Source organism: Blastococcus sp. TF02A-30 (genome assembly GCF_003319185.1).
In the GTDB taxonomy this organism is placed as follows: domain Bacteria; phylum Actinomycetota; class Actinomycetes; order Mycobacteriales; family Geodermatophilaceae; genus Blastococcus.
Genome location: NZ_QOHJ01000005.1, coordinates 279,660 through 305,873, shown reverse-complemented (window position 1 = coordinate 305,873; position 26,214 = coordinate 279,660). Strand labels below are relative to the sequence as shown.

Genomic DNA, 26,214 nt, shown 5'->3' with positions numbered 1-26,214 from the left:
ACCGGACGGCGCACCGTCCTCCGGCGCGGCTACTGTCGGGAGCGTGACTGCAGCTGGGGCCGATCTGACCCTGCGGCACCCGGTCGAACGGTTCACGCTGGACAACGGTCTGCGCGTCGTCCTCGCCCCCGACCGCAGCGTGCCCGTGGTGGCGGTGAGCGTCTTCTACGACGTCGGGATGCGCAACGAGCCGGAGGGGCGGACCGGGTTCGCCCACCTCTTCGAGCACATGATGTTCCAGGGCTCGGCGAACGTGCCCAAGATGGAGCACGCCCGGCTCGTGCAGGCCGCCGGTGGCACCTTCAACGGGTCGACCCACCAGGACTACACGAACTACTTCGAGGCGCTGCCCTCGGAGGCGCTGGAGCGCGCCCTGTTCCTCGAGGCCGACCGGATGGCCGCGCCGGCGATCACCGAGGAGAACCTCCGCAACCAGATCGACGTGGTGAAGGAGGAGATCCGGGTCAACGTGCTCAACCGGCCCTACGGCGCCTTCCCCTGGCTGCAGCTGCCCGCGGTCGCGTTCGAGAGCTTCGCCAACACCCACGACGGCTACGGCTCGTTCGTCGACCTCGAGTCCTCCACGGTCGACGACGCGGCGGACTTCTTCTCCCGGTACTACGCCCCGGGCAACGCGGTGCTCTGCATCGGCGGCGATCTCGACGTCGCGGAGACCGAGCGGCTCGTGCAGCGCTGGTTCGGCCCGGTCCCCGCCCGCGAGGTGCCGCCCACGCCGGTCACCGGCGAGCCCTCGCCGACGACGGTGCGCTCCGCCGTCGTCGAGGACCGGCTGGCCACCGCGCCGGCGCTGGCCCTGGGCTGGCGGGTCCCCGACCCGGTGGGCGACTTCGACACCTACCTGGGCACAGTCCTGCTGGCCGAGCTGCTCAGCGAGGGCGACGCCTCCCGCCTGGAGCGCCGGCTGGTCCACGACGACCGCACCGCGATCGCGCAGAGCAGCTACGTCGGCCTGTTCGGCGACCCGTTCGACGTCCGCGACGCCACGCTGCTCACCACCCAGGTGCACCACCCGGCCGCTGTCCCCGTGGAGAAGGTCGAGTCCGCGGTGCACGAGGAGATCGCCCGCGTCGCGACCGACGGCGTCGAGGCCGACGAGCTGCAGCGGGTGCAGGCCCGCACGGAGGCGCAGCTGCTCCGCCAGGCCGACTCGGTGCTCGGGCGGACGCTCGCCTTCGCCTCGGCCGAGCTCGTCCACGGCCGCGCCGAGCTGGCCGGCGAGCTCGCCGCGCGGCTGGCCGCGGTCACGCCGGAGCAGGTCCGGACCGCCGCGCAGGGGCTCGACCCGGGCACGGTGGCCCGGCTGGAACTCCGTCCCGGGGGAGGACGCCGGTGACCGCCGCCCTGATCCCGCCGCTGGGCGAGCCCCGCCCCCAGCCCGTTCCCGAGGCGACCGAGACCACGCTGCCCAGCGGGCTGCGGGTCGTCGTCGTCCCCCGTCCGGGCGTGCCGCTGATCGAGCTGCGGCTGCGGGTGCCCTTCGCGGCGCCGAGCACCCGGGGCGCGGCGGCGCACACCGCGCGCGCCTCGGTCCTCGCCGGTGCGGTGCTGCTCGGCACCGCGTCCCACGACCAGACCGGCATCGCGCAGCTGCTGCAGAGCCACGGCGCCGAGCTGTCGGTCGCCTCCGACGCCGACCGGCTGGTGCTGGGGACGACGCTGCTGCCGGAGGGCCTCGGCGCGGTGCTCGGCGTGCTGGCCGAGCTGCTCACCAGCGCCACCTACCCGGCCGGGCCGGTGACCGGTGAGCGCGACCGCCTGGTCGAGCGGATCACCATCGCCCGGTCGCAGCCCGGCGTCATCGCCCGCGCGGCGCTGGCCGCCCGCCGCTTCGGCACGCACCCGTACGCGGTCACCCTGCCCGAGCCGGAGCTGGTCGGCGCGGTCACCGCTCCCGCCCTGCGCAAGCTGCACCGCGAGCGCGTGGTCCCCGGCGGCAGCTCGCTGGTGCTCGTGGGCGACCTCGACCCGGCCGCCGCGACCGACGCGGTGGCCGCGGCGCTGGCCGGCTGGGCCGCTCCGGGCACCGCGACCGAGAGCGCCCCGGCGCCCGCCCGGCACGAGCCGGTGCTGGAGCTGGTCGACCGACCCGGGGCCGTGCAGTCCAACATCCGCCTCGGCGGGCCGGCCCCGCGCCGCACCGACGCCGACCTGCCCGCCGCGCGGCTGGCCGCGATGATCTTCGGCGGCTACTTCTCGTCGCGGCTGGTCGAGAACATCCGCGAACGGCGGGGCTACAGCTACAGCCCGCGCAGCTCGGTCGACCACCAGGCCGGTGCGGCGTCCTTCCTCGTCGAGGCCGACGTCGCCACCGAGGTGACCGGGCCGGCGCTCGTGGAGACGCTCTACGAGCTGGGCCGCATGGCGCTCACCGACGTCACCGAGGCCGAGCTCGACGCCGCCCGCCGCTACGTGCTGGGCAGCATGGCGCTGTCCACGGCGACCCACGCCGGGCTGGCCAGCACGCTGACCGCGCTCATCGGCGCGGGGCTGCCGGTCGGCTGGCTGGCCGAGCACCAGCGGGCGCTGGAAGCGGTCACCGTGGACGAGGTGCGCGCGGCCGCGCTGCGCTACCTGGCGCCCGCCGGGCTCACCGCCGTCGTCGTCGGCGACGCCGAGCACGTCGAGGCACCCCTCGCCGCCCTCGGGCCGGTCACCGTGCGCCGGGACGCCGGGGAGTGAGCGTCCCCCCGGGCGGCAGCACCGCGGCGGACAACCCGGAGCGCGACCGCATGCCCGAGTCGGCCTGGGGCGCCAGCACGGCCCCCACGACCGGCGACGTGCCGCTCCTGTCGCGGGTGGCGCACGACCGCGCCCACCTGTCCCGCTCGCTGCCCGACCCCACCGCGGGCCGGCCGGTGCGGGTCCTCGTCGTCGACCAGCAGCGCGCCGTCCCCGTCGTGGCGCAGGGCGGCAGCACGCGCCTGGTGTGGGCCGAGCAGCCGGCGCTGCCCGCAGGTGCGGTCTTCCTCGGCGAGGCCGACGGCATCCCGTACGCGGCGGTGCGCGGCGAGCGGGCGCCGGCGGTGGACGGCCGGGCGGTCGACCGGTGGGCCGGGCTGCGCGAGGTGGGCGCGGAGCTGGAGGACCTCGACGCCGGGCTGCTGGCCCAGGCGGTGGGCATCCTGGAGTGGCACGAGCGCAACCGGTTCAGCCCGCTCACCGGCGCGCCCACCACCGTGGAGCGGGCGGGCTGGGTGCGGCGCGACCCCACCACCGGCACCGAGATCTTCCCGCGCACCGATCCCGCGGTGATCATGCTCGTGCACGACGGGGGCGACCGGGTCGTCCTCGGCCGGCAGGCGGTCTGGCCGGCCGGCCGGTTCTCCATCCTCGCCGGCTTCGTGGAGCCGGGGGAGTCCGCGGAGGCCGCGGTCGCCCGTGAGGTCGAGGAGGAGGTCGGCCTGCGGATCACCGACATCCGCTACGTCGCCAGCCAGCCGTGGCCGTTCCCGCAGTCGCTGATGCTCGGCTTCGTGGCCCGCGCCGAGCCTGGTCAGGAGATCCGCGTGGACCCGACCGAGATCGAGGAGGCGCGCTGGTTCACCCGCGACGAGCTGCGCACCCCCGACGGGCTGCTCGCCATCCCGCCGTCGATCTCCATCGCCCGGTACATCCTGGACCGCTGGGTGAGGGACGAGCTCAGCTGAGGAAACGCCCCTGGAGCACCAGCGCCGGGCGGTCGGGGTGGTCGGCCAGCACCACGGCGTCGGCCAGCGCCACGGGGTCGACCTCGTCGTCGTAGCGGTCGAACGCCGGCAGCGCCCACTGCTGGTCGGCCGGGGTCAGCCGCCGCCGCGCGGCGGGCGCCAGCCGCAGGTGGACGACGACGTCGAAGGGCAGCCCCACGCCCTGCAGGAGCGTGCCCGGCACCAGGAGGACCGCCCGGTCCGGGACGGGTCGCGGCCGGGCCCGGGCGGCGCGGTCGCGGTCGAGGTCCCACAGCACCGGCAGGTACTGGCCGGTGCCGCCCGGGCCGACCGGCGCGAGCACCTCGCGGGTGAGCGCCCCGGCGTCCAGCCAGTCGGTGTAGCGCGCGTCCGGGTCGGTGCGCCCGTGCTCCAGGCGCAGCGAGGCGGGCCGGTAGAAGCCGTCGGCCGGCACCACGACCGCGCCGCGGCCGAGCGCGGGCAGCCGGTCGGCGACCGCGGCGGCCAGCAGGTGCGGCTCGGCCACCTCCGGGCCGTCGACGGCGACGCGCAGCGCGGCGGCACCGGGCTCGGGCGACGCCCCGGCGACCAGGGCGGCGAGCCGGTCGGCCAGCGCGGCCGGGGAGAGCGGGAGCGGTCGGGTCAGGACCGGCCGTCCGCGATCGCCAGCGGGGGCGTCGGCTCGGCGGGCTGCGCCACCGGGACGGCGGGGTCCGCAGCCGGAGCGGCGTCCTCGGCGAGCCCCTCGAGCACTTCGCGGGCGAGCTCGGCCACCGGTCGGCCCTGGGAGCGGGCCTCGCGGCGCAGGTTCTCGAACGCCGCCCGCGGGCCGGTTCCGTGGCGCTCGGCGAGGACGCCGATGGCCCGCTCGGTGGCCACGCGTGCCGCCAGCGCGTGCTCCAGCTGGGCCACCGTGCGCTCGAGCGCGGCGATGCGGGCGGCGACGGGGTCGACCTCGGCCGGGGGCCGGCCCGGCCCGCGGGCGGACCGGCGGGCGGAGCGGTCGGGCTCGGGTACGGCGCCGAGCTCCTCGGCGACGAGGTCGGCGAGGGACAGGCCCTCGACGAGGTCGCCCACCGGGTCGAGCCCGTCGGGGGAGACGACCGCCCAGCCCTGCGGGGTGCGGGTCAGGGCGACGGGAAGCGGCGCGGGCTCCCCGGTGGGCAGCGGCTCCGACGGCGCACGGTCACCCCGCCCCGCGAGCGGGTGCGACCGCTCTTCCGCGGGACGGGGGCCGGGGATCACGAGGAGCTCACGCCTCCGCGCGGGCGAGCTGGTCCTTGACCTGCTCGAGGCTCGGGTTGGTCAGGGCGCTGCCGTCGGCGAAGACGAGCGTGGGCACGGTGCGGTTGCCGCCGTTGGCGGCGGTGACGACGTCGGCGGCCTGCGGGTCCTGCTCGATGTCGACCTCGGCGAACTCGATGCCCTCGCGCTGCATGAGCTTCTTCAGCCGGACGCAGTAGCCGCACCACGTGGTGGTGTACATGGTCACGGCTGCGCCGGGGGTCGCGGTCATCGGGGTGGATCCTCCATGGTCGTCGTGCGTCGGTCCACCCCTGGACGGGTGAACGCCGTGTCCGGGTCAACGTGCCGTTCCTGGGGATGCTTCCCCGCTGCGTCGGCAGCGGCTGGGAGGATCGACGGGTCAGCCGACGAGAGGGAGGCCCGATGCCGCCGACGAGCGCCGTGACCCGGTCGGGGTCGCGGGCGGACGACGTGCTGGCCGGCCTCGACGACGAGCAGCGCGAGGCCGCCCAGGCGGTCACCGGACCGGTCTGCATCCTCGCCGGTGCCGGCACCGGCAAGACCCGCACGATCACCCACCGCATCGCCTACGGCGTGCACACCGGCGTCTACGTCCCCGAGCAGGTGCTCGCGGTGACCTTCACCGCGCGCGCGGCCGGCGAGCTGCGCGGCCGGCTGGCCGCGCTCGACGTCGGCGGGGTCCAGGCCCGCACCTTCCACGCCGCGGCCATGCGGCAGCTGCGCTACTTCGCGCCGCGGGTGCTCGGCGGCCCCATGCCGGCGCTCATCGAGAACAAGCTGCGGGTGGTGGCCACCGCCGCCGCGCGCAACCGGCTCACCACCGACCGCACCAGCCTCCGCGACCTGGCCAGCGAGATCGAGTGGGCGAAGACCACGCTGGCCACGCCCGACGACTACCCGGCCCGCGCCAAGGCCGCCGGGCGGGAGCCCCCGTTCGAGGCCGCTGCCGTCGCTGCGGTGTACGCCAGCTACGAGTCGGCCAAGCAGCGCGACGGCGCCCTCGACTTCGAGGACCTGCTGCTGGTCACCGCCTACGCGCTCGAGGAGCACCCCGACGTCGCCCGGCAGGTGCGCGGCCAGTACCGGCACTTCGTCGTCGACGAGTACCAGGACGTCAACCCGCTGCAGCAGCGGCTGCTGGACGCCTGGCTCGGCGGCCGCGCCGAGGTCTGCGTCGTCGGTGACCCGAACCAGACCATCTACTCGTTCACCGGTGCCGACCCCGACTACCTGCTCGGCTTCGCCGACCGCTATCCCGACTCCACGGTGGTCAAGCTCGAGCGCGACTACCGGTCGACGCCGCAGGTCGTCGGGCTGGCCAACCGGCTGATCGGGATGGCCCCCAGGCGCAAGGGGCTGCCCGGGCTGCGGCTGCTCGGCCAGCGCGCCGACGGCGTGGAGCCGCGCTTCGTCGAGCACGCCGACGAGCCGGCCGAGGCGGCCGCCGTCGCCGCGCGCTGCCGGGCGCTGATCGACGAGGGGACGCCGGCGTCGGAGATCGCCGTGCTGTTCCGCATCAACGCGCAGTCGCAGGTCTACGAGTCCGCGCTGGCCGACGTCGGCGTGCCCTACGTGCTCAAGGGCGGCGAGCGGTTCTTCGAGCGCCCCGAGGTGCGCGAGGCGGTCCTGCTCCTCCGCGGCGCGGCGGCCGGCGGCAGCGAGCCGGGGATGCTCGTGCCCACCGTCCGCGACGTGCTCGCCTCGACGGGCTGGGTGGAGCACCGGCCGCCGGCCGGGGGAGCGGCGCGCGACCGCTGGCAGTCGCTGTCCGCCCTGGTCGACCTCGCCGTCGACCTCGTCGCCGAGAACCCGCAGCTCGACCTGCCCGGTTTCGTGCAGCACCTCGCCGAGCGCGCCGACGCCCAGCACGCGCCGACGGTCCAGGGCGTCACCCTGGCCTCGATGCACGCGGCCAAGGGCCTGGAGTGGGACGTCGTCTTCGTCGTCGGGCTGGTCGACGGCGTGGTGCCGATCGCGCAGTCGCTGTCCCGGCCGGACGCGGTGGAGGAGGAGCGGCGGCTGCTGTACGTCGCCATCACCCGGGCGCGCGAGCAGCTCACCTGCTCCTGGTCGCTGGCCCGCAACCCCGGGGCCAAGCGGGCCCGGCCGCGCAGCCGGTTCCTCACCGGGCTGGCGCCCGACTCCGGGCCGACGGCACCGCCGTCCAAGCGCCCGGCCAAGCGGCAGAAGGTGGTGCTGGAGGGCGCGGCGGGGGAGCTGTTCGAGCGGCTGCGCGGCTGGCGCAGCCAGGCCGCCCAGGCCGCGTCGGTGCCGGCCTACGTGGTCTTCACCGACGCCACGCTGCAGGCCATCGCCGAGACGCGACCGGCCAACCTCCGCGAGCTGTCCGCGCTGCCCGGTGTGGGTGCCCGCAAGCTCGAGCTCTACGGCGAGGACGTGCTCGCCACCGTGGTGGGCGACGCGGCCTCCTGAGGGCTACCGGCACGTCGCGGACGGCGACGGCGGGCCGGTTGCGGCACCGCCCCGATCCCGTTCGGGCGACGCGCGCGTTAATTGGATTGACCCTGTCCGCGCCGCCCCCCTAGTGTCCCTGCACACACGAACTGCACCGCCCCGACCGCGGCCGCCCGGCCGCGATCGACGACCCGAGAGGAGGGGCGACGTGATCAAGACGATGTGGACCGACGCCCCCAGCGGGTTCTCCGCCCTGGGCGGCGCTGACGTGCGCTCGTACGCCTGCACCCGCTCCGTCGCCGGTGTCGTCATGGCGGGCACTGCCGCTCCGTTCCACGGGACCGGTCTGCCCATCGCCCGCCGCCTCCGCGGCATCGATGACTTCGGCGCCGTCCGCGAGTCGGCCCTGCAGCCGGCCCTCGCCGTGAGCGACCTCGACAGCACCACCACCGACAACAACGGCACCACCCTCGGGATCCAGTCCCGAGGAAGACCGCAGAGCTAACCGCTCGCCGGTCCTCCTCGAGGCCGCGGAACCCGAACCCCGGGATCCGCGGCCTTCTTCATGTCCGCGGCACCCGGCCCCGACTTCGGTCGGCGGGCCTTCCGCCGGCCGCGACACGACGAGAACGAGGAGGAGCGGCAGTGCAGCAGACGATCGACCGCCCGACGTCCCACCGCCGAACCGGGCTCCCCCGGACCGGCGGTGCGACGCCGAGACGGCCGCACACGCCTCTGTCACCCGCACCGGTACGGCGCCCGCTGCCGTGCCGTGAGGAGGACCCGGAGCTCTGGTTCGCCGACACCCCGGCGCAGCTGGAGCTGGCGAAGACCTTCTGCGCCGAGTGCCCCGTCCGCGACGCCTGCCTGGCGGGCGCGCTGGACCGGGGCGAGCCCTGGGGCGTCTGGGGCGGCGAGATCTTCGAGCGCGGGGTGGTCATCGCCCGGAAGCGGCCGCGCGGCCGCCCCCGCAAGGTGACCGCCGCGTGAGCACCCACCAGCAGTTCCCCGCGCCGATCGGCGCGGGCCCACCAGCCAGGACCAACTCGAAGGAACCAGCCATGCACACCCTCGAGCACGAGCTCGCGCACCACCGCATGCAGGAGATGCAGGAGCAGGCCATGGCCGCCTCGCGCGCCCACCGCCTGTACCTGGCCCGACGCGCCGCCCGGCGCGCCGAGCGCGCGGTCCGCCGCGCCGCCCGCCTGAGCGCGGCCGTCTACTGAACCGCAGCCGGCCGATCCAGGTCGGTCACCGACCACCCGACCGAGGCCGGGTCCGGACGCTCCCGGTGCGTCCGGGCCCGGCCTCCTGCTATCCCGTGAAGCCGGGCAGCCACTCCTCGATGACCGAGCGGAAGGGACCCTCGGCGTCGAGCTGGCACAGCACCCCGATGGACCCGATCGTCACCCGGTGGATGAGCAGGTAGGCCGGGGGCAGGTTGAGCTGGCGGCCGAGCCGGCTCATGTCGCTGCGCGGATCGGCGAGGCGACCCGCCTGCTCCTGCATCCACGCGCGGGTGAAGTGGAAGCGCGGCCGGGCGACCGGGTCCAGCATGGGGAGCAGGAAGTCGAGCACGCCCTGGGCGTCGATCTGGGCGCTGGGGAGCACGAAACCCTCGGACCGCAGGTCGGCCAGCACCTCGTCGGCCTTGCCGGCCAGCGCCCAGCGCAGCAGCCGGCCGATCGGCTCGGGGTGCCCGTCGGGCAGCCGGGCCGTCGCCCCGAAGTCGATGACGCCGAGGCGCCCGTCGGGCATGAGCCGGAAGTTGCCCGGGTGCGGATCGGCGTGCAGCAGCCCCGCCCGCTGCGGGGCGGAGAAGTGCAGCAGCGCCATGAGCAGACCGGCGCGGTCGCGCTGCTCACGCGTCCCGTCGGCGATGATCCGCGACAGCGGCGTGCCCTCGAGCCACTCCGAGACGATGACCTTCGGGGCGCTGGCCACGACCCGCGGGACGACGATCTGCGGATCGCCGGCGTAGGCGGCGGCGAACTGCCGCTGGGCGTCGGCCTCGAGGCCGTAGTCGAGCTCCTCGACCACGCGTGCCTTGAGCTCGGCGATGAGCGGCTTGACGTCCATGCCGGGGAACAGCGCGGCGAACAGCCGGGCGAAGCGGCTCAGCTGGTTGAGGTCGGCCATGAGCGCGGTGGCGGCGCCCGGGTACTGGATCTTGACCGCCACGTCGCGGCCGTCGCGCCACGTCGCCCGGTGCACCTGACCGATGCTCGCGGCCGCTGCGGGCCGGTCGTCGAAGTCGGCGAACCGCTGCCGCCACGTGCCGCCGAGCTGCTGGGCGAGCACCGCGTGCACGGTGCGCACCGGCATCGGCGGCGCCTCCTCCTGCAGCTTGACCAGCGCCTCCCGGTAGGGCGCCGCCATCTCCTCGGGCACCGCGGCCTCGAAGACCGACAGCGTCTGGCCCAGCTTCATGGCGCCACCCTTGAGCTGGCCGAGGACGGCGAACAGCTGCTCGGCGGTGCGCTGCTGCAGCTCGGCGGCGACCGCGTCGGCGGACTGACCGGAGAGCCGCTTGCCCAGCCCGAGGGTGGCCCGCCCGGCGGCGCCCAGCGGGAGGGAGGCCAGCCGCGCGGTCCGGGACACCGAGCCCCGCGGCATCACCGGTCGGTCGTCACTCACGCGTCCTCCTCGTCGGCGCCGTGCCCCGTTCGTGCGGCACCGCCGGTTGGTCCGTGGTGAGCCCGCGAGCGCGCTCACCGTCATTCTCCCCTGTCCGGGGCTCCTCCCGCTGCCGCACAGCCGCACTCCGGGTGCGGCGGCCAGCGGCGCACCCGCGCGGCGAGGTCCGGAGGTACCAGCTCCAGGGTGCCCCCGAGGGTGACCGGCGCGGCGGACCGGTCCACGAACGCGAGCACCTGGACCGCCGCCGTCACCGCGGTGAGCAGGCACGTGACGGTCGCCCCGCTGGCCGGCACCTGCCCGGCGGTGAGCTGGGCGGCCAGCTGGGGCCAGGCCGGATCGGCGTCCCGGCGGTGCAGGTCGGCGCAGCGCAGGCAGCTGGTGGCACCGGGGACGACGAGCGGACCGACGATGCCGGTGGCGCCCCGGACGGTGGCCACCAGGTGCGGCACGCCGTCCCGCTGCAGCCCGCCGACGGCGGGATCGGACGCGGCCCACGGCCGGGTGAGGACGACGAGGTCGGGGCGCACGCCGTCGGGGAGCGGGCGCAGGTCGGTGAGCGGGCTGGCCCGGCGCACCGCGTCGGCCGCGGCCAGGGCCCGGGGCCGGCCCTCGTCGCCGGCGGCCAGCCCGCCGACGACGGCGTCCTCGGCGGTGGTCAGCCCCGGATCCCGGACGCTCACCCGGCCGATGCCGCTGGCGCCCAGCACGGCGGCCAGCGGGACCCCGACGCGCGTGGCGCCCTCCACGACGACCGTGGCCGCGCGCCGCGCCCGCCACCCACCGGGCGCGGCGAGCTCCACGGCGGCACGCGCCGCGGCCGCCGGTCCGGCGTCGGTCGCCAGCAGGTCCCCGGCGTCGGCGTCGACCAGGAGGCCGGCGTCCCGGAGGCCCTCGAGGACGGCGGTGACGGCTGCGCCGTCCAGCCCGCTGCGGGTGGCGTCGGCGAGCACGGCGTGCTGCACCCGCCGGCCGTCCAGCCCGCGCAGCAACCGGGCCAGACCGGCCGGCGGCGGCTGGACCAGCAGCCCGTCGGTGGAGTCCACGCCGCCGACCTGCAGGCCGTCCGCACCGCGGTGCAGGAGCGGGGTGGCGGCGGGGAGGAAGGGGCGGGGATCGCTCACCCGGGCAGCGTCGCAGCGGGTGCACCGCTCGCGCCGGCGTCGTCCACAGGTCCGGGAACGACGACGGCGGCGCTCCCGTGGGGAAGTCGCCGCCGTCGCGGTGCGGTTCAGGCCTTGCCGAGGATCCGGTTCATCTTGGTGCCGCAGACCGGGCAGGTGCCCTGCGCCATCCGGCGACCGGACTCGCTGACCTTGACCTCGCCATCGAAGTCGCGCTTCTCCTTGCACTTCACGCAGTAGCCGTTGTAGCTCTCCGCCACGGGATCTCCTCGGTCGTCGGGTGGTTCTGGGGGGATGGCGGCGCGCTCGCCGGGCGCCGCATGCGCGAGCACGCTACCCGTGCCGCGCGTTCCCGCCACCGGGGGCGGCCGCGTCCGCACGCCCGGCGCGAGCCGTCTGCCCACAGCCTGTGGACAGAGCTGTGGAGCACGTGGGGACCGTTCGGCGTGTCCCTGTGCGCGGCCGGGGGAGGGGGACGGGGACAACCCGCCGGCGCTTCCCCCGACAGGGGTTCCGACCTGCGGCTATCCCGCGCCGACCGTTGTGGAACGCACCGGTCGGGGTGCGCGTGCGCCGGTCGGGCGGGGCCGGTGTCCACCGGTCGTGCGACGTGCACCCGAGCGGGTGTCCTCGGGCGGGCGCGCAGCCGCCCCCGTGGCTTACGGTGCCCCCGTGCCCGGATCGCCGCCTGACGCTTCCGCACACCCCGAGCCGGACGGCGTCCCGCCGTCGCTCGAGGGTGGCGGTCGAGCGCTGCCCGCGGCCCGCGGCAGGTCGGCCGATCCCGTCCCGCCGACCGACGGCGAGGACGTCGTCGAGGTGCGGCGCAGCGCCCGGCGCCGGCGCACCGTGACGGCGTACCGGGAGATGGGCCGCACCGTCGTCCTCATCCCGGCGGCGTTCAGCCGCGCGGAGGAGCAGCGGTGGGTGGCCCAGATGGTGGCCAAGCTGCGCACCCGCGAGGAGCGGCGCCGGCGCTCGCTCGGCGGGAACGACGAGCTGATGGTCCGCGCGCGTGCGCTGTCCGCGGCGCACCTGGACGGGCTGGCCGAACCGGCCAGCGTCCGCTGGGTGGACAACCAGCAGCGCCGCTGGGGGTCGTGCACCCCGACCGACCGCAGCATCCGGCTGTCGAGCCGGCTGCAGTCGATGCCCGACTACGTCATCGACTACGTGCTCGTGCACGAGCTGGTGCACCTGCTCGAGCCAGGGCACGACGAGCGCTTCTGGGCGCTGGTCGCCCGCTACCCGCGCGCCGAGCGGGCCCGCGGGTTCCTGGAGGGCGTCGAGCTGGCCAACACCGCCGGAGCGGCCGGCGAGCAGCCGGCTCCCGACCTCGTCGACTGAGAGGAACGCCCTCGCGCGCTCGGGGCGGGCCGCCGGAGGCGGCCTACTGGTCGTCGGCGGGGGGGTCCTGGGCGTCGTCGGCGGTGAGAGCGCGCAGCTCGTCGTCCACGCCCTGGCGGGCGACGAAGTCCAGCGGCTCGTCGAGGTCCTCCGACGTCGGCAGCAGGTCGGGGTGCGACCACAGCCGGTCGCGGGCGTCCGCGCCGTGCTGCTGGGTCATCGCGCCCCACACGGTCGCCGCGTCGCGCAGCCGGCGCGGCCGCAGCTCCAGGCCGACGAGCGTGGCGAAGGTCTGCTCGGCCGGGCCGCCGGAGGCGCGGCGACGGCGCATCGTCTCGGCCAGCGCACCGTGGCCGGGCAGCCGATCGGCGGCCGCTGCGGCGACGACGGTGTCCACCCAGCCCTCGACGAGCGCCAGCAGGGTCTCCAGCCGGCGCAGCGCCATCTGCTGCTCGGGCGTCTCCTCCGGCTCGAGCACGCCGCTGCCGAGCAGCCGCTGGATGCTCTCCGGGTCGTTGGGGTCGATGCCGCCGCCGGCCATCGCCTCGCCGAGGCCGCGCTCGATCGCCTCGCGGTCGATCGTGATGCCGCGGGCGTAGGCGTGGACGGCGTCCTGCAGCTGCTGGCGCAGCCACGGCACGTGGGCGAACAACCGCTGCGAGGCCGCCTCGCGCAATGCGAGGAAGAGGCGGACCTCGTCGGCCGGCCGGTCCAGGCCGGCGGCGAACTCCGCGACGTTCTGCGGCACGAGCACGGCGGTGCCGGCGGGGGCGAGCGGCAGCCCGACGTCGGTGCTGGTGACCACCTCGTCGGCGAGCTTGCCCAGCGCCGAACCCACCTGGGCGCCGAACATCAGGCCACCCATGCGGCCCATGATCCCGGCGACGGGGCCGAAGCTCATGGCCGCCTCCTGCGGCAGCGCGCTGGTCATGGCAGCCACCACCCGCTCGGCGAGCGGGTCGATGAGCGCACCCCACGCCGGCAGCGTCTGCTCTACCCACTCCACCCGCGACCAGGCCGCGGTCCGCTCGATGCCGGAGGGCAGCTCGGTCACCTGGTCCAGCCAGAGGTCGGCGAGCCGCAGCGCCTCGGCGACGGCGGTGCGCTCACCCTCCGACGTCGGCTGGTGCCCCGCGGCCAGCTGGCTGATGGCGCCCTGGCGGGCCAGGTCCCAGTTCACCGGGCCGCCGGACCAGTTCATGAGCTTCTGCAGCTCGGCGAACAGCGGCATCTTGCCGAGCACCTCCTCGGGCGTCCCGCCGCCGGCGATGCCGCCGAAGAGCGCGCCGAGGCCGAAGGGGTCGCCACCGCCGGGCTGGTCACCGCCCCGGCGCTCGGGGTCGCGGTCGGGGAGTCCGAAGCCGAAGGGGACGTCGCTCATGCACCCACGGTAGACGTGTGATCTTCGTGCGCGGCGGCTCGTTCGCTGGCAGCGCACGCCCGCGCGACCGGGGCGGTCAGCTCCGTCGCATACCCTCGCCCGTCGTGACCCGTCGGATCGCCGTCCTCACCGCCGGCGGCGTGCTGCTGGTGCTCCTCGGCCTGCTCGGCACCACGCTGCCCGTGCCCTACGTCGCGCAGGTGCCCGGCCCCACCTTCAACACCCTCGGGGACATCGACGGCGAGCCGATCATCGAGATCCAGGGCCGGGAGCGCAACGACGTCGAGGGCAACCTCAACCTGACCACCGTCGGCGTCGGTCGGGGCGGGCTGAGCCTGGTGCAGGCGGTCCGCGGCTGGTTCGACGACGAGGTCGTCGTCGTCCCCGAGGAGTCGGTGTACCCGCCGGACCGGACGCCGGAGGAGACCCGCCAGGTCAACCGCGAGGCGTTCCTGACCTCGGAGCAGGCGGCCGAGACGGTGGCGCTCGGTCACCTCGGCTACCCGGAGAAGGTGGTCGTGCGCGGGTTCGCGGAGGAGTCGCCGGCGGAGGGGCAGCTGGAGGAGGGCGACGCGGTGGAGTCGGTCGACGGCCGGCCGACCCCCGATCTCGACGCGCTCGACGCCGTCCTGAGCAGCACCCCGCCGGGCACCGAGGTCACCGTGGCCTACACGCGGCTCGGCCGGCCCGGCACCGCGACCGTCACCACCAAGGCACCCGAGGAGGGTGAGGGGTCGCTGCTGGGCATCACCGTGCTGGAGCAGCCGTCCGCGCCGTTCGACGTCGACATCCAGGTGGAGGACGTCGGCGGCCCCTCGGCCGGGCTGATGCTGACCCTCGGCATCCTCGACCTGGTCGGCGACGACGACCTCACCGCCGGGGCGGTCATCGCCGGCACCGGGACGATCAACGGCGAGGGGGAGGTCGGGCCGATCGGCGGGATCGGGCTGAAGATGGTCGCCGCCCGCGAGATCGGCGCCGAGCTGTTCCTCGTCCCGGCCGGCAACTGCGAGGAGGCGCTGGCGGCCGACGACCCCGGGTTCCCGCTGGCCGAGGTGGCCACGCTGGAGGACGCGCTCACCGCCCTCGAGGACTTCGCCGCGGGCCGGACCCCGGACACCTGCTGAGGCCGGGGAACCCGGGACGCCGCCGAGCGTTGTGCTGGGATGACCGGAGGAGCGCGCCGAGGGTCGACCGCCTCCTCCCCGACGTGGGTGCCGCGGCAGCAGTGCTCCCGCCGGCCCCGCACCTGAGACCGACCCGTACCTGAAGGAGACCGCTCGTGGCCATGCGGCCCCCCGTGCCGGTGCCGACGCTCTCGCGGCGCGCCAAGCTGGTCCTCGGCGCCATCGCCGTGCTGCTGGTGCTCTTCACCGTCATCGGCACGCTCACCAACGTCTACGTCGACTACCTGTGGTTCGACGAGACGGACTACACCGAGGTCTTCTGGACCGAGCTGCAGGCCCGTGCGCTGCTGTTCGCCGTGGCCGGCGTGGCCACCGGCGGCCTCACGGCCCTGTCGGTGCACCTCGCCTACCGGTTCCGGCCGACGTTCCGGCCGATGTCGCTCGAGCAGCAGAACCTCGAGCGCTACCGGCAGTCGCTCGAGCCGCGCCGGGGCCTCGTGCTCACCGCCGTCGGCGTCGTCCTGGGCCTGTTCGCCGGGTTCACCGCGCAGAGCAGCTGGGAGACCTGGCTGACCTACCGGAACTCCACCGACTTCGGCCAGACGGACCCGCAGTTCGGCCTGGACCTGTCGTTCTTCGTCTTCGACTACCCCTTCTACCGGCTGGCGCTGGCCTTCGGCTTCGCGATCGTCATCCTGGCCCTCATCGGCGCGCTGCTGACCCACTACGTGTTCGGTGGGCTGCGGCTGCAGACGCCCGGCCAGAAGATGACCGCTGCGGCCCGCGTGCAGATCTCGGTGCTGCTCGGCCTCTTCGTGGCGCTCAAGGCCGTCGCGTACTGGCTGGACCGCTACGGGCTGGTCTACTCCGACCGCGGCGACGTCTTCACCGGCGCCAGCTACACCGACGTCAACGCGTTGCTCGTGCCGAAGACGATCCTGGTGTTCGTGGCCGCGGTCTGCGCGATCGCGTTCTTCGCCAACATCGTCGTCCGCAACTTCCTGCTGCCGGCCGCCGCGCTGGTGCTGCTGCTGATCTCCAGCCTGGTGATCGGCGTGGCGTACCCGGCGATCGTGCAGCAGTTCGTGGTGAAGCCGAGCGCCAACGAGCGGGAGGCGCCCTACATCGAGCGGGCCATCGAGATGACCCGCCAGGCCTACAACCTGGACGACATCGAGTACGTCGACTACGCGCAGGAGACCACCGGCGCCGAGGTCGACCCCGAGGTCGCCCTGGCCGAGCTGCGCGACGACACCGAGACCATCCCGAACGCCCGGCTGCTGGACCCCAACGTCCTGGCCGACACGTTCACCGCGCGCCAGCAGATCCGCAACGTCTACGGCTTCCCGGAGAAGCTGGACATCGACCGGTACACGATCGACGGCGAGACCCGTGACTACGTGGTGGCGGTGCGCGAGCTCAACAGCGCCGGGCTGTCGGAGAACCAGAGCTCCTGGATCAACCGGCACACCGTCTACACCCACGGCAACGGCTTCGTCGCCGCGCCGGCCAACGAGGTCGTCGCCGGCACCGAGGGCGGTGAGCCGAACTTCACCACCGGCGACCTGCCCACCCGGGGCGAGATCGTCCCGGAGCAGAGCCGGGTCTACTACGGCGAGCTGATCCAGGACGGCGGGGCCGACGTCTACTCCGTCGTGGGTGCGCCCGAGGGCGCCAGCCCCCGCGAGTTCGACCTGCCCGAGGGCGGCTCGGACGACCGGCAGATCAACAACACCTACGACGGCGAGGGTGGCGTCTCGGTCGGCAGCTTCTTCCGCCAGCTGACGTTCGCCATCTACTACCGCGAGCGGAACTTCCTGCTCTCCAGCGCGGTCAACGAGCAGTCGAAGGTCATGTACGTCCGCAACCCGCGCGACCGCGTCGAGAAGGCCGCGCCCTTCCTCGAGGTGGACGGCGACCCGTACCCCGCGGTCATCGACGGCCGGATCAACTGGATCCTCGACGGCTACACGACGTCGGACTCCTACCCCTACGCCGAGCAGATGGAGCTGGGCGAGGCCGCCGCGGACGCGCTCACCGGCACCGGGACCACGGCGCTGCCCGACGACACGTTCAACTACATCCGCAACTCGGTGAAGGCCACCGTCGACGCCTACGACGGCACGGTGACGCTCTACGAGTGGGACAAGGACGACCCGGTCCTGCAGACCTACATGAAGGCGTTCCCGGGGGTCGTCGAGCCGCGGGAGAAGATGTCCGACGAGCTGGTCGACCACGTCCGCTACCCGGAGGACCTGTTCAAGGTGCAGCGGGACATCCTGACCCGCTACCACGTGGACGACCCGGTCGACTTCTACAACCAGAGCGACCGCTGGCAGATCCCGGACGACCCGACCCAGGACGTCCAGGAGAACCAGCCGCCGTACTACATCCTCGCCCAGCGGCCGGGGGACTCGACGGCCAGCTTCCAGCTCACCAGCGCGCTGAACGCGTTCCAGCGGGAGAACCTGTCCGCGTTCGTGTCCGCCTCCAGCGATCCGGAGAGCTACGGGGAGATGCAGGTGCTCCGGCTGCCGGGGAACACGCCGTTCCGCGGTCCGCAGCAGGTGCAGAACTCGTTCACGACGAACAACCAGGTGCGGCCCGACCTGACCCTGTTCGAGAGCGAGAACTCCAACGCCGTCTTCGGCAACCTGCTGACCCTCCCGATCGGCGACGCCGGTCTGCTCTACGTCGAGCCGCTGTACGTGGAGGGCACCGGCGAGAGCGGCTTCCCGCTGCTGCAGCGGGTCCTGGTCAACTTCGGTGACCGGATCGGCTACGGCAACACCCTCGCCGAGGCGCTGGACCAGGTGTTCGGGCCCGGGGCCGGGCAGGTGGCGACCGACAGCGACGGTCAGCCCGAGGAGGGGGACACCGGGGCCGAGGGGACGCCCACCGAGACACCGGAGACGACGACGCCGCCGGCGCCGGCGCCGGACGGTGGGGGGGCGGCGACCCCGGAGATGGACGCCGCGGTGGCCGACATCAACGCCGCGCTGTCGGCGCTGGCCGATGCCCAGCGCAACGGCGACTTCGCCGGGCAGGGGCAGGCGCTCGAGCGGCTGCAGACCGCGGTCGAGGCCTACCAGTCGGCGCAGGCCGCTGCGCAGGGCGGCGACTGACCGCCGGGTGCCGGGGGTGGCCCCGCAGATCGGGCCACCCCCGGCACCCCGTGGTACGGTGGTCGTACCGACGCGGGGTGGAGCAGCTCGGTAGCTCGCTGGGCTCATAACCCAGAGGTCGCAGGTTCGAATCCTGTCCCCGCTACCACCACGAAGGCCCGGTCACCACGGTGACCGGGCCTTCGTCGTCCGCGTGCAGGCCGATCAGGCGGGCACGAACTCGTCGCTGCGTCGCCGGCTCGGGGCGGCCGGGGCCGCGGAGCGCCGGGCGGCCGGAGCCGGTGCGGCGTGCGACCGGCGCGGTGCCGGCGGGGTCCGGACGTGCTCCGGCTCGAGCGGCCGACGCGAGCCGGCCAGCAGCACGTGCGGCCGGGTGGCGTCCTCGTCACGCGGGGCCACGATGGCGGCCGGCCGCGCCGGGGGAGCGGGGAAGGGCTCCCGCCGCGGCGGACGGGCCGGGTCCGGCAGCCGGAGCTCGGCCAGGTCCTTCCAGGTGGAGTGCCGCAGCCCGTCGACGACGCAGCGCACCCGCGCCACCACCCGGCCGTCCTCGGTGTGCCGCCAGCCGAGCAGCTCACCGGAGTACCAGATGCCGCGGTGGTGGATCTCCACGGGCTGGGGGTCACCGGCGAAGGCGCTCATCGCCGGATCCCCCATCACGAGCGGGACTGTAAGCGCGGGGACCGGGCCGGACCGGAAGGCGCGCGTGCGCCTGGACCCGTGCGGCAGGGCAGTCCCACCACTCACACGAACCCGCGCCCCGGCCCCCCTCCGGCTGCCGGGCGAGCGGTCGCACCCGGCTCCGCCCGGCGCGACGCCCGGGAGCGCAGCAGCCCGGTCAGGCGGCGCTCGACCGGCGAGGCGGTGCGGCGCAGGGCCCGGGCGAGGTACTCGCCGAAGAGGGCTCCGGCGGCGAGGGCGACGCCGATCGTGACCGCTGTCCCGAGCAGCGTGATGCCGCCGAGGGTGTCGCCCTCCGAGAGCCGGCGCAGCGCGCGGTAGATCGTCAGGCCCGGCAGCAGCGGGATGATGCCGGCGGCGACGTAGACCAGCGCGGGGACCCGCTGCTGGACCGCCAGCGTGTAGCTCGCCATGCCGATGAGCACGGCGGCGGTGGCCGAACCCAGCGTCGCCGACAGGTCCAGGTGCTCCACGCCGAGCAGCACGGCCCACCCGGTGGCGCCGGCCAGCGCGGCGGGGACGAGCGTGCGACGGGGGGCGTGGTTGGCCACGGCGAACGCGGCCGACGCCACCGCGGCGGCCAGCAGCTGGAGGGGCACGTCGCCCAGCCCGGTCGCCGGCGGGTCCCAGATGCGCACCGGCACGCCGAGCCGGACCCCGACCGAGAGAGCCACGGCGATCCCGCTGATGATGCCGGCGGTCAGCAGGAAGGTCTCGAACGCGCGGGCGCTGGCGGTGACGTAGAAGCCGGTGATCGCGTCGTGGACGGCCCCGACCAGCGTGACACCGGGGAGGAGCAGCACGATGCCGCCGGCGACCACCAGCGACGGCCGGACGCCGACGTCGGCCGCGACCAGCCCCAGGGCCACCGCCGTCGCGATGAAGCCGCCGACGGCGTTCTGGAAGAAGGCCGGGATGCCGCGGCGGCCGAGCGCGTCGATCGCGAGGTCGACCAGCACCGTCGCGCCGAACGCCGCGGCGGTCACCTCCGGGCCGGCACCGAGCAGCAGGGCGACCGCGGCGGCCAGCAGCGCGCGCGCCACGGTGACCGTCACCCGGCCGTAGGGGTGCCGCGTGGCTGCCACCGACCGGAGCCGCTCGTCGGCCTGGACCGGGGTCGTGCGGCCCTCCACCAGGTCGGTGACCAGGGCGTGCACGGCGCTGACCCGGGAGTAGTCCAGCTCGCGGAAGCGCACCAGGCGCAGCCCGCTGACCGGGGCCGGGTCGCCGGGGAGGTGGCCCGAGACGGTGATCGAGGTGAAGGTGATGTCGCACTCGACGCGGTGCAGGCCGCCCGCGCGGGCCACGGCGGCGCACGTCTCGGTCACCTCGGCGGCGCTCGCCCCGCCCGACAGCAGCAGCTCCCCGGTCCGCAGCGACAGGTCGACGGCGCGGTGGGCGTCCTCGGCGGTGGGTGGCACCTCCCCACGATCCCCGATCGGCCCGGTGCCGGCCGACGTGGGTCTGGTCACCTCCGGGAACGTGCGACCGTCGCCGGCACCTTGCACTCTCGGACACCTGCGGGGCTTCGACGCCCCGTGACAGGCCGGCCGCGGCCGGCGTCCCGGACACGCAGGAGGATCTTTCTACCCGTGCGCAGATCATCGCCCGTCCTCTGGGCCTCGCTCGCCGTCGTGCTCCCGTTCGTGCTGTGGGGAGCGGTCTGGCCCGGCAGCCTGGCCTCCGCCACGGAGGCGGCGCGTGGGTTCGTCGTGGACCGCTTCGGGTGGTTCTACCTGCTGACGGCCACCATCGTCCTGGTGGCGGCGATCGCGCTCGCGGCGTCGCGCTGGGGGAAGGTGCGCCTGGGCCGGGACACCGACGAGCCCGAGTACAGCACCACCGCGTGGTTCGCCATGCTCTTCAGCGCCGGCATGGGCATCGGGCTGGTCTTCTGGGGCGCCGCCGAGCCGGTGGCGCACTTCGTCGCCCCGCCGACCGCCGACCCGGAGACCACGCAGGCGGCCCGTGACGCCTTGCGGTACTCGTTCTTCCACTGGGGCCTGCACCCGTGGGGCATCTACGCGCTGCTGGCCCTGGCGCTGGCGTACGCGCGCTTCCGCCGGGGCTGGCGCGCGACCGTCAGCGGTGCGCTGCGCCCGGTGCTCGGCGACCGCGTGGACGGGCCGCTGGGCACCGTCGTGGACACCGCTGCGGTCGTCGCGACCGTCTTCGGCGTCGCCACCTCGCTCGGGTTGGGGGCCGCGCAGATCAACGGCGGTCTGCACTCGCTCGCCGACGGGATCCCGATCGGCTCGGGGGTGCAGCTGGCGATCATCGCGGTGGTCACGGTGCTCTTCCTCGTCTCGGCGATGTCGGGCATCAACCGCGGGATCAAGTGGCTCTCCACCGCCAACGTCGTCCTGGCCGTGGGGCTCTTCGCCTTCGTGCTGCTGACCGCCTCCTCCGGCCGGCTCGTCGGCGCCTTCACCACCACCCTCGGCGGCTACCTCGCCGAGCTGCCCACCATGAGCCTGCAGACCGGGCCCTTCGACGAGCAGCGGGCCGAGTGGATCAACGGCTGGACGGTCTTCTACTGGGCGTGGTGGATCTCGTGGTCGCCGTTCGTGGCCACCTTCATCGCCCGGATCTCCCGGGGCCGCACGATCCGCGAGTTCGTCGTCGGCGTCCTCGCCGTGCCGACGCTGGTGAGCGGCCTGTGGTTCTCCGTCTTCGGCGGGGCGGCCATCCTGGCGGAGCAGGACGGCGCGGAGCTGGCGGGGCAGCCGACCGAATCGCAGCTGTTCGGGCTGCTGGACACGCTGCCGGGCGGGCTGGTGGCCGGGATCGGGGCGATGCTCCTGATCGTCACCTTCTTCGTGACCAGCGCCGACTCGGCCACGTTCGTGCTGGGCTCGCTCACCTCCCGGGAGGGGCGCGACCCGGCGCGGTCGGTCACGGTGGTGTGGGGCCTGGTGATCGCCGCGTCGGCCGCGGTGCTGCTCGTGAGCGGCGGGCTCGTCGCGGTGCAGACGGCGTCGATCGTCGCCGCGTTCCCGTTCGCGGTGGTCCTGCTCCTCGTCCTCGCCGCGCTGGTGCGCGGCCTGCGCGAGGAGTCACGACGGCCCCGCGACCCGGCCGTCGGCGCGAGCGCCGGCCGGGCAGGCGCCGGGGAGGTCGTCCGGACGTGAACCGCTGGTGGTGGGCCTACGGCGCCTACGCCGTGGGCAGCGTGGTGTTCCTCCTGTCGGCCCTGCGCCAGGGCTCGGCGCTCCTGGCAGTCGGCAGCACCCTGTTCCTCGTGGGGACGATGCTGTTCGTCGTCCCGGACGCGGCGCGCCGGCTGAGGGAGGACCCCGGGGAGCCCGGCGGCACCGGCCGGGGTGGATGAGGTATGGTGGTCTCACCGACGCGGGGTGGAGCAGCTCGGTAGCTCGCTGGGCTCATAACCCAGAGGTCGCAGGTTCGAATCCTGTCCCCGCTACCACCACGGAGGGCCCGGTCACCACGGTGACCGGGCCCTCCGTCGTTCTGCCGCCGGTGCGTCCGCGCCGAGTGTTGTGCATCACGTCCGCCGGTCTCTAGGTTGCGGAGGACACCGATCGCCGTCGCTCGGAGGCCCCCCGTGACCGCTACCGCCGCACCCGTGCCGGACGCCATCGACCTCTCCGACAGGGACTTCTGGCTGGAGCCGCCGGAGGTGCGGCACGCGGTGTTCGACCGGCTGCGCGCCGAGGACCCGTTCGCCTTCTTCGCCGAGCCCGAGGTGCCCGGGATGCCGGTCGGCCCGGGCTACCACGCCGTCACCCGGCACGCGGACCTCGACGCCATCAGCTCGCAGCCGCAGGTCTTCTGCTCGGGGAAGGGTGCGGTGTCGATCCAGGACATCCCGGCCGACCTGAACGAGTTCTACGGCTCGATGATCAGCATGGACGACCCCCGGCACGCCCGGATCCGGCGGATCGTCTCGAAGACCTTCACGCCCCGGATGCTGGAGCGGGTCGTCGACTCCGTCCGCGGGATCGTCGAGGACGTCCTGGTCGAGGCCAGGCGGACCGCGGAGGCGCAGGGTGGGCGGCTCGACGTCGTCGCCGACATCGCCGCGCCGATCCCGCTGCGGGTCATCTGCGACATGATGGGCGTGCCGGCCGAGGACCGGGCGGCGGTGCTGGCGGCCTCCAACGTGATCCTCTCCGGCGGCGACCCGGAGCTGATCGCCGACCAGGAGGAGCCGCTGACCGCGCTCTTCGAGGCGGGCATCGCGCTCGCCGGGATCATGGAGCGGCTGGCCGCCGAGCGGCTCGAGCGGCCGACCGACGACCTGACGACGGCGCTGGTGACCACCGAGGTGGACGGCGAGCGGTTGACCCACCAGGAGATCGCCTCGTTCTTCATCCTGCTGCTGGTGGCGGGCAACGAGACCACCCGCAACGCGATCAGCCACGGGCTCCAGGCGCTGCAGGAGCACCCCGAGCAGCGCGCCCGGTGGGCGGTCGACCCGTCGATCGACAAGACCGCCGTCGAGGAGGTGGTGCGGTGGGTCAGCCCGATCACCTGGATGCGCCGGACCGCCACCCGGGACGGCGAGCTCCACGGCCACCGGTTCTCCGCCGGTGACAAGTTCCTGCTCTTCTACGCGGCGGCCAACCGCGACCCCGCGGTCTTCGCCGACCCGCACGTCTTCGACCTGACCCGGGACCCCAACCCGCACGTCGGCTTCGGCGGGCACGGGCCGCACTTCTGCCTCGGCGCGCACCTCGCCCGCCGGGAGCTCGCGGTGACCTTCCGGGCCGTCTTCGACCTGCTGCCCGACCTGGAGGTCACCGGCCCGCCCGACCGGCTGCGCTCGTCGTTCGTGAACGGCCTCAAGCGGCTGCCCGCCCGGCTGACGGGTGTGCGGTGAGCCGGATCGAGGTCGACCGCGACCGGTGCGTGGGCTCGGGGACCTGCGAGGCGCTGGCTCCCGACGTCTTCGAGGTCGACGACGACGGCGTGCTCGTGGTGCACCGCGAGGAGCCCGGCGAGGAGGAGCTCGACGACGTCCGCGACGCGGTGCAGGCCTGCCCCACGCGGGCGCTGGCCCTGGCCGACTGAGCGGCGCCGGATCGGGTAGCGCCGGAACACCGCCCACCGCCCGAGGAGTTGCCGCAGGCATGGAGACCACCGTCCGGGACGTCCCGGAGTCCGACCGCTACGAGATCCGGGACGGCGACCGCGTCCTCGGCCTGGCCGCCTACGAGCGGCGCGGCGACACCGTCGTGTTCACCCACACCGAGGTCGACCCCGACGCCGGGCAGTCCGGCCTGGGCAGCACGCTGGTGCGGGCCGCGCTGGACGACGTCCGGGGCAAGGGCGGTTCGGTGGTGCCGCGCTGCTCGTTCGTCAAGGGCTGGATCGAGCGGCACCCCGAGTACCAGGACCTCGTCGCCGACCCGGAGCGCTGACCGGCCTCAGAGGACCTTGGATCCGTACATCTCGCCGAGCGGGTCGGCGATCAGCTCGATGCGGGCGCCGTCGGGGTCGCGGAAGTAGACCGAGACGCCGCTGTGCACCTCGTGCTCGACGCCGGCCGCGGTGAGCCGCTCGACGAGCTGCTCCCAGCGCTCGGGGTCGACGCTGATCGCCATGTGGTGCAGCCCGCCGAGCACCTCGGCGTAGGGGCCGACGTCCAGGCCGGGGAAGTCGAAGAAGGCCAGCAGGTTGCCGTTCCCGATGTCGAAGAAGAAGTGCGACGAGCCCGGGTAGTCGCGGTTCTCGATCAGCTCGGTGAGGGGGAAGCCGAGGACGTCCTGGTAGAAGCGGACGGTGCGTTCGACGTCGCTGCTGATGAGGGCGGTGTGGTGCAGCCCCCGGGCGGTGGACGCAGGCCGCTCGCCGGCCGGCGTGAGGTGGGCGGCGCGGATCCGGTCGCGCTCGGCCTCCAGGGCGGCCAGGTCCCGGGTGTTCTCGGCGGTGGTCATGGCAGGGCTCCTCTTCGCTGCGGCGTTCGCCGGGACAACCCCGTGTCCTGGGCAGGCGTTCCCGGCGCCGGTCCTGCGTAGCCTGCCCCGGTGATCCTCGAGCACGCACCCCTGACCGTGCGGGCCGGTGAGCAGGAGGCCTTCGAAGCCGCGTTCGCCCGGGCCCGCCGGCTGATCGCCGCCGTCCCCGGTTTCCGGCGGCTGACGCTCTCGCGCTGCCTGGAGCGCGACACCGGGTACCTGCTGCTGGTCGAGTGGGACCGGCTCGAGGACCACACCGAGGGGTTCCGCGGCTCGCCGGCCTACCAGGAGTGGAAGGCGCTGCTGCACGGCTTCTACGACCCGTTCCCGGTCGTCGAGCACTACGCCGAGGTGCTGCGCGCCGACCCCGCCTGACCTCAGGCGGTCAGCGCCGTCCCGTCGGCCGACCTGCCGAGCTGCTCCGTCAGCCGGTCCAGCGGCAGGTCGAGGGCGTGCGCGAGCGCGGCGACGGTGAAGAACGCCGGGGTGGGCACCCGCCCGGACTCGATCTTGCGCAGCGCCTCCAGGCTCACGCCGGAGGCCGCGGAGACCTCGGCGGGGGTCCGGGTGCCGCGCGCCTCGCGCAGCAGGGCACCCAGTCGGCGGCCGCGCTCGCGCTCCTCGGGGGTCAGCGGGGGGCGCACCATGCGCGTGATACTAATACCGGTATTGCAATACCGGAAGCCGCCGAGGAGGCCCCTGTGATCGAGCTCCGCACCCCCGGAGAGCTGGACGCCATGCGTGCCGCCGGGGCGGTGGTGGCCGACATGCTCGCCGCGGTGCGCGCGGCCGCCGCCCCCGGCGTCCGGCTGACCCAGCTCGACGCCATCGCCCGCGACGTGCTCGCCGACGCCGGGGCCACCTCGCCGTTCGAGGGCTACGCGCCGCTGCCGACGACCCCGCCGTTCCCCGGCGTGGTGTGCCTGTCGGTCAACGACGTCGCGCTGCACGGCATCCCGACGCCCGACGTCCTGGACGACGGCGATCTGCTCAGCGTGGACGCCGGCGCGACCCTGGACGGCTGGGTGGGGGACAGCGCCATCACCTTCGCGGTGGGCACGCCGCGGCCGGAGGACCTGGCGCTGGTGGCCACCGCCGAGCGCGCCCTGGCGGCGGGCATCGCGGCAGCCGTCGTCGGCAACCGGGTCGGCGACATCTCGGCCGCCATCGGCGCCGTCGGCCGGGCCGGCGGGTGCGGGATCAACACCGACCAGGGCGGTCACGGCGTGGGCCGCACCATGCACGAGGCGCCGCACGTGCCGAACGAGGGGCGGCCCGGGCGCGGGGTGAGGCTGCAGCCGGGGCTGGTCATCGCGATCGAGCCGTGGTTCCTGGCCGGTGGCTCCGACGACTACACCGTCGACGCCGACGGCTGGACGCTGCGCAGCGCCGACGGCAGCCGCGCCGCCCACGTCGAGCACACCGTCGCCGTCACCGAGGACGGCCCGAGGATCCTCACCGCCCCCCGCTGACCGCGCCGTCCAGAGGTTCGCCCGGAGCGTGCGAGGGGTGAGGGGTGAGG

The 26,214-nt window shown here is 74.8% G+C and carries 28 protein-coding genes and 2 tRNA genes; 19 read left to right on the top strand and 11 right to left on the bottom strand.

Annotated features, from left to right (window positions below; genetic code table 11):
* Window positions 1–43: 43 nt before the first annotated feature.
* Genes DQ241_RS13360 through nudC form a run of 3 tightly spaced genes read left to right on the top strand, consistent with a single transcriptional unit; the run spans window position 44 to window position 3,668 of the window.
* The gene (locus DQ241_RS13360) at window positions 44–1,354 is read left to right on the top strand and encodes a pitrilysin family protein (RefSeq protein WP_199584496.1); all 1,311 of its coding nucleotides are present in this window, start codon (window positions 44–46) and stop codon (window positions 1,352–1,354) included.
* Complete coding sequence (locus DQ241_RS13355) at window positions 1,351–2,700, top strand: pitrilysin family protein (protein WP_113830674.1); 1,350 nt, start codon at window positions 1,351–1,353, stop codon at window positions 2,698–2,700. Before DQ241_RS13360 ends, DQ241_RS13355 begins: the two co-directional genes overlap by 4 nt.
* Window positions 2,697–3,668 (top strand): NAD(+) diphosphatase, encoded by a 972-nt coding sequence (gene nudC, locus DQ241_RS13350; protein WP_199584494.1) that lies wholly within the window; start codon window positions 2,697–2,699, stop codon window positions 3,666–3,668. Before DQ241_RS13355 ends, nudC begins: the two co-directional genes overlap by 4 nt.
* On the opposite strand, the gene DQ241_RS13345 is transcribed toward nudC, so the two are convergent.
* The 3 genes from DQ241_RS13345 to DQ241_RS13335 all read right to left on the bottom strand — a co-directional run bounded on the left by DQ241_RS13345 (window position 3,661) and on the right by DQ241_RS13335 (window position 5,184).
* Window positions 3,661–4,194 (bottom strand): uridine kinase, encoded by a 534-nt coding sequence (locus tag DQ241_RS13345; protein ID WP_233492421.1) that lies wholly within the window; start codon window positions 4,192–4,194, stop codon window positions 3,661–3,663. The two genes, nudC and DQ241_RS13345, sit on opposite strands and share 8 nt — an antisense overlap.
* A 116-nt stretch (window positions 4,195–4,310) precedes the next feature.
* Window positions 4,311–4,913, bottom strand: coding sequence for an ANTAR domain-containing protein (locus DQ241_RS13340; RefSeq protein WP_113830672.1), 603 nt, complete (start codon window positions 4,911–4,913; stop codon window positions 4,311–4,313).
* 7 nt (window positions 4,914–4,920) lie between these two features.
* Window positions 4,921–5,184 (bottom strand): mycoredoxin, encoded by a 264-nt coding sequence (locus DQ241_RS13335; RefSeq protein ID WP_113830671.1) that lies wholly within the window; start codon window positions 5,182–5,184, stop codon window positions 4,921–4,923.
* Window positions 5,185–5,336: 152 nt separating this feature from the next.
* On the opposite strand from DQ241_RS13335, the gene DQ241_RS13330 reads away from it, so the two are divergent.
* The 4 genes from DQ241_RS13330 to DQ241_RS20405 all read left to right on the top strand — a co-directional run bounded on the left by DQ241_RS13330 (window position 5,337) and on the right by DQ241_RS20405 (window position 8,575).
* On the top strand, window positions 5,337–7,367 hold the full coding sequence (locus DQ241_RS13330; RefSeq protein WP_113830670.1) for an ATP-dependent helicase: 2,031 nt from the start codon (window positions 5,337–5,339) through the stop codon (window positions 7,365–7,367).
* Window positions 7,368–7,557: 190 nt separating this feature from the next.
* Entirely contained in the window at window positions 7,558–7,854 is a 297-nt protein-coding gene (locus DQ241_RS13325) for a hypothetical protein (RefSeq protein WP_113830669.1), read from the top strand.
* Between the two features lie 140 nt (window positions 7,855–7,994).
* The gene (locus DQ241_RS13320) at window positions 7,995–8,339 is read left to right on the top strand and encodes a WhiB family transcriptional regulator (protein WP_199584492.1); all 345 of its coding nucleotides are present in this window, start codon (window positions 7,995–7,997) and stop codon (window positions 8,337–8,339) included.
* Entirely contained in the window at window positions 8,336–8,575 is a 240-nt protein-coding gene (locus DQ241_RS20405) for a hypothetical protein (RefSeq protein WP_147252376.1), read from the top strand. Before DQ241_RS13320 ends, DQ241_RS20405 begins: the two co-directional genes overlap by 4 nt.
* 88 nt (window positions 8,576–8,663) lie before the next feature.
* Here the strand turns inward: DQ241_RS20405 and DQ241_RS13315 are convergent, their stop codons facing one another.
* From DQ241_RS13315 to DQ241_RS20875, 3 genes are all read right to left on the bottom strand, one after another.
* A complete protein-coding gene (locus DQ241_RS13315) occupies window positions 8,664–9,986 on the bottom strand; it encodes an AarF/ABC1/UbiB kinase family protein (protein WP_233492420.1) in 1,323 nt (440 codons plus the stop codon).
* A gap of 80 nt (window positions 9,987–10,066) precedes the next feature.
* Window positions 10,067–11,110: a ThiF family adenylyltransferase gene (locus tag DQ241_RS13310; protein ID WP_113830668.1), complete on the bottom strand. Its 1,044-nt coding sequence runs from the start codon at window positions 11,108–11,110 to the stop codon at window positions 10,067–10,069.
* Between the two features lie 107 nt (window positions 11,111–11,217).
* Window positions 11,218–11,370, bottom strand: coding sequence for a DUF5679 domain-containing protein (locus tag DQ241_RS20875; RefSeq protein ID WP_012950213.1), 153 nt, complete (start codon window positions 11,368–11,370; stop codon window positions 11,218–11,220).
* A 412-nt stretch (window positions 11,371–11,782) separates the two neighbouring features.
* Here DQ241_RS20875 and DQ241_RS13305 point away from each other — a divergent pair, with 412 nt between their 5' ends.
* Window positions 11,783–12,457: a M48 family metallopeptidase gene (locus DQ241_RS13305; RefSeq protein WP_233492419.1), complete on the top strand. Its 675-nt coding sequence runs from the start codon at window positions 11,783–11,785 to the stop codon at window positions 12,455–12,457.
* A gap of 43 nt (window positions 12,458–12,500) precedes the next feature.
* Here the strand turns inward: DQ241_RS13305 and DQ241_RS13300 are convergent, their stop codons facing one another.
* Window positions 12,501–13,838: a zinc-dependent metalloprotease gene (locus DQ241_RS13300; RefSeq protein WP_113830667.1), complete on the bottom strand. Its 1,338-nt coding sequence runs from the start codon at window positions 13,836–13,838 to the stop codon at window positions 12,501–12,503.
* A gap of 104 nt (window positions 13,839–13,942) precedes the next feature.
* Between DQ241_RS13300 and DQ241_RS13295 the strand changes: the two genes are divergently transcribed.
* The 3 genes from DQ241_RS13295 to DQ241_RS13285 all read left to right on the top strand — a co-directional run bounded on the left by DQ241_RS13295 (window position 13,943) and on the right by DQ241_RS13285 (window position 18,238).
* Window positions 13,943–14,965: a PDZ domain-containing protein gene (locus DQ241_RS13295; RefSeq protein WP_113830800.1), complete on the top strand. Its 1,023-nt coding sequence runs from the start codon at window positions 13,943–13,945 to the stop codon at window positions 14,963–14,965.
* 161 nt (window positions 14,966–15,126) lie between these two features.
* Complete coding sequence (locus tag DQ241_RS13290; protein ID WP_233492435.1) at window positions 15,127–18,090, top strand: UPF0182 family protein; 2,964 nt, start codon at window positions 15,127–15,129, stop codon at window positions 18,088–18,090.
* A 71-nt stretch (window positions 18,091–18,161) separates the two neighbouring features.
* Window positions 18,162–18,238 (top strand) — tRNA-Met (locus tag DQ241_RS13285).
* Between the two features lie 56 nt (window positions 18,239–18,294).
* Here DQ241_RS13285 and DQ241_RS13280 read toward each other — a convergent pair.
* Window positions 18,295–18,750, bottom strand: coding sequence for a hypothetical protein (locus DQ241_RS13280; RefSeq protein WP_147252375.1), 456 nt, complete (start codon window positions 18,748–18,750; stop codon window positions 18,295–18,297).
* Window positions 18,751–18,833: 83 nt separating this feature from the next.
* Window positions 18,834–20,192, bottom strand: a complete 1,359-nt coding sequence (locus tag DQ241_RS13275) for a threonine/serine exporter ThrE family protein (RefSeq protein ID WP_158545930.1) — start codon at window positions 20,190–20,192, stop codon at window positions 18,834–18,836.
* A 171-nt stretch (window positions 20,193–20,363) separates the two neighbouring features.
* Between DQ241_RS13275 and DQ241_RS13270 the strand changes: the two genes are divergently transcribed.
* The 6 genes from DQ241_RS13270 to DQ241_RS13245 all read left to right on the top strand — a co-directional run bounded on the left by DQ241_RS13270 (window position 20,364) and on the right by DQ241_RS13245 (window position 24,155).
* Window positions 20,364–21,902, top strand: coding sequence for a BCCT family transporter (locus DQ241_RS13270; RefSeq protein WP_113830663.1), 1,539 nt, complete (start codon window positions 20,364–20,366; stop codon window positions 21,900–21,902).
* Window positions 21,899–22,102: a hypothetical protein gene (locus DQ241_RS13265; protein ID WP_113830662.1), complete on the top strand. Its 204-nt coding sequence runs from the start codon at window positions 21,899–21,901 to the stop codon at window positions 22,100–22,102. The genes DQ241_RS13270 and DQ241_RS13265 overlap by 4 nt, the downstream gene beginning before the upstream one ends.
* A gap of 19 nt (window positions 22,103–22,121) precedes the next feature.
* Window positions 22,122–22,198: transfer RNA gene (locus DQ241_RS13260), tRNA-Met, on the top strand.
* Window positions 22,199–22,336: 138 nt separating this feature from the next.
* Window positions 22,337–23,614 (top strand): cytochrome P450, encoded by a 1,278-nt coding sequence (locus DQ241_RS13255; RefSeq protein WP_233492418.1) that lies wholly within the window; start codon window positions 22,337–22,339, stop codon window positions 23,612–23,614.
* Window positions 23,611–23,805 carry a ferredoxin gene (locus DQ241_RS13250; RefSeq protein ID WP_113830661.1) on the top strand — a complete coding sequence of 65 codons (195 nt, stop codon included), beginning with the start codon at window positions 23,611–23,613 and terminating at the stop codon, window positions 23,803–23,805. Before DQ241_RS13255 ends, DQ241_RS13250 begins: the two co-directional genes overlap by 4 nt.
* A gap of 59 nt (window positions 23,806–23,864) precedes the next feature.
* Window positions 23,865–24,155, top strand: coding sequence for a GNAT family N-acetyltransferase (locus tag DQ241_RS13245; RefSeq protein WP_113830660.1), 291 nt, complete (start codon window positions 23,865–23,867; stop codon window positions 24,153–24,155).
* Between the two features lie 6 nt (window positions 24,156–24,161).
* Here DQ241_RS13245 and DQ241_RS13240 read toward each other — a convergent pair whose 3' ends face one another.
* Window positions 24,162–24,671 (bottom strand): VOC family protein, encoded by a 510-nt coding sequence (locus DQ241_RS13240; RefSeq protein WP_113830659.1) that lies wholly within the window; start codon window positions 24,669–24,671, stop codon window positions 24,162–24,164.
* A 90-nt stretch (window positions 24,672–24,761) separates the two neighbouring features.
* Between DQ241_RS13240 and DQ241_RS13235 the strand changes: the two genes are divergently transcribed.
* Entirely contained in the window at window positions 24,762–25,067 is a 306-nt protein-coding gene (locus DQ241_RS13235; RefSeq protein ID WP_113830658.1) for an antibiotic biosynthesis monooxygenase, read from the top strand.
* Between the two features lie 2 nt (window positions 25,068–25,069).
* Here DQ241_RS13235 and DQ241_RS13230 read toward each other — a convergent pair whose 3' ends face one another.
* Window positions 25,070–25,339 (bottom strand): helix-turn-helix domain-containing protein, encoded by a 270-nt coding sequence (locus DQ241_RS13230; protein ID WP_113830657.1) that lies wholly within the window; start codon window positions 25,337–25,339, stop codon window positions 25,070–25,072.
* Window positions 25,340–25,393: 54 nt separating this feature from the next.
* Here DQ241_RS13230 and map point away from each other — a divergent pair, with 54 nt between their 5' ends.
* Window positions 25,394–26,164 carry a type I methionyl aminopeptidase gene (gene map / locus DQ241_RS13225; RefSeq protein ID WP_113830656.1) on the top strand — a complete coding sequence of 257 codons (771 nt, stop codon included), beginning with the start codon at window positions 25,394–25,396 and terminating at the stop codon, window positions 26,162–26,164.
* The last annotated feature ends 50 nt before the right edge of the window (window positions 26,165–26,214 follow it).

Coding starts and splice junctions, on each gene's coding strand:
- DQ241_RS13230 (WP_113830657.1), bottom strand. CDS start 25,339: ATGGTGCGCCCCCCGCTGACCCCCGAGGAGCGCGAGCGCGGCCGCCGA.
- DQ241_RS13290 (WP_233492435.1), top strand. CDS start 15,127: ATGCGGCCCCCCGTGCCGGTGCCGACGCTCTCGCGGCGCGCCAAGCTG.
- DQ241_RS13240 (WP_113830659.1), bottom strand. CDS start 24,671: ATGACCACCGCCGAGAACACCCGGGACCTGGCCGCCCTGGAGGCCGAG.
- DQ241_RS13245 (WP_113830660.1), top strand. CDS start 23,865: ATGGAGACCACCGTCCGGGACGTCCCGGAGTCCGACCGCTACGAGATC.
- DQ241_RS13300 (WP_113830667.1), bottom strand. CDS start 13,838: ATGAGCGACGTCCCCTTCGGCTTCGGACTCCCCGACCGCGACCCCGAG.
- DQ241_RS13330 (WP_113830670.1), top strand. CDS start 5,337: ATGCCGCCGACGAGCGCCGTGACCCGGTCGGGGTCGCGGGCGGACGAC.
- DQ241_RS13335 (WP_113830671.1), bottom strand. CDS start 5,184: ATGACCGCGACCCCCGGCGCAGCCGTGACCATGTACACCACCACGTGG.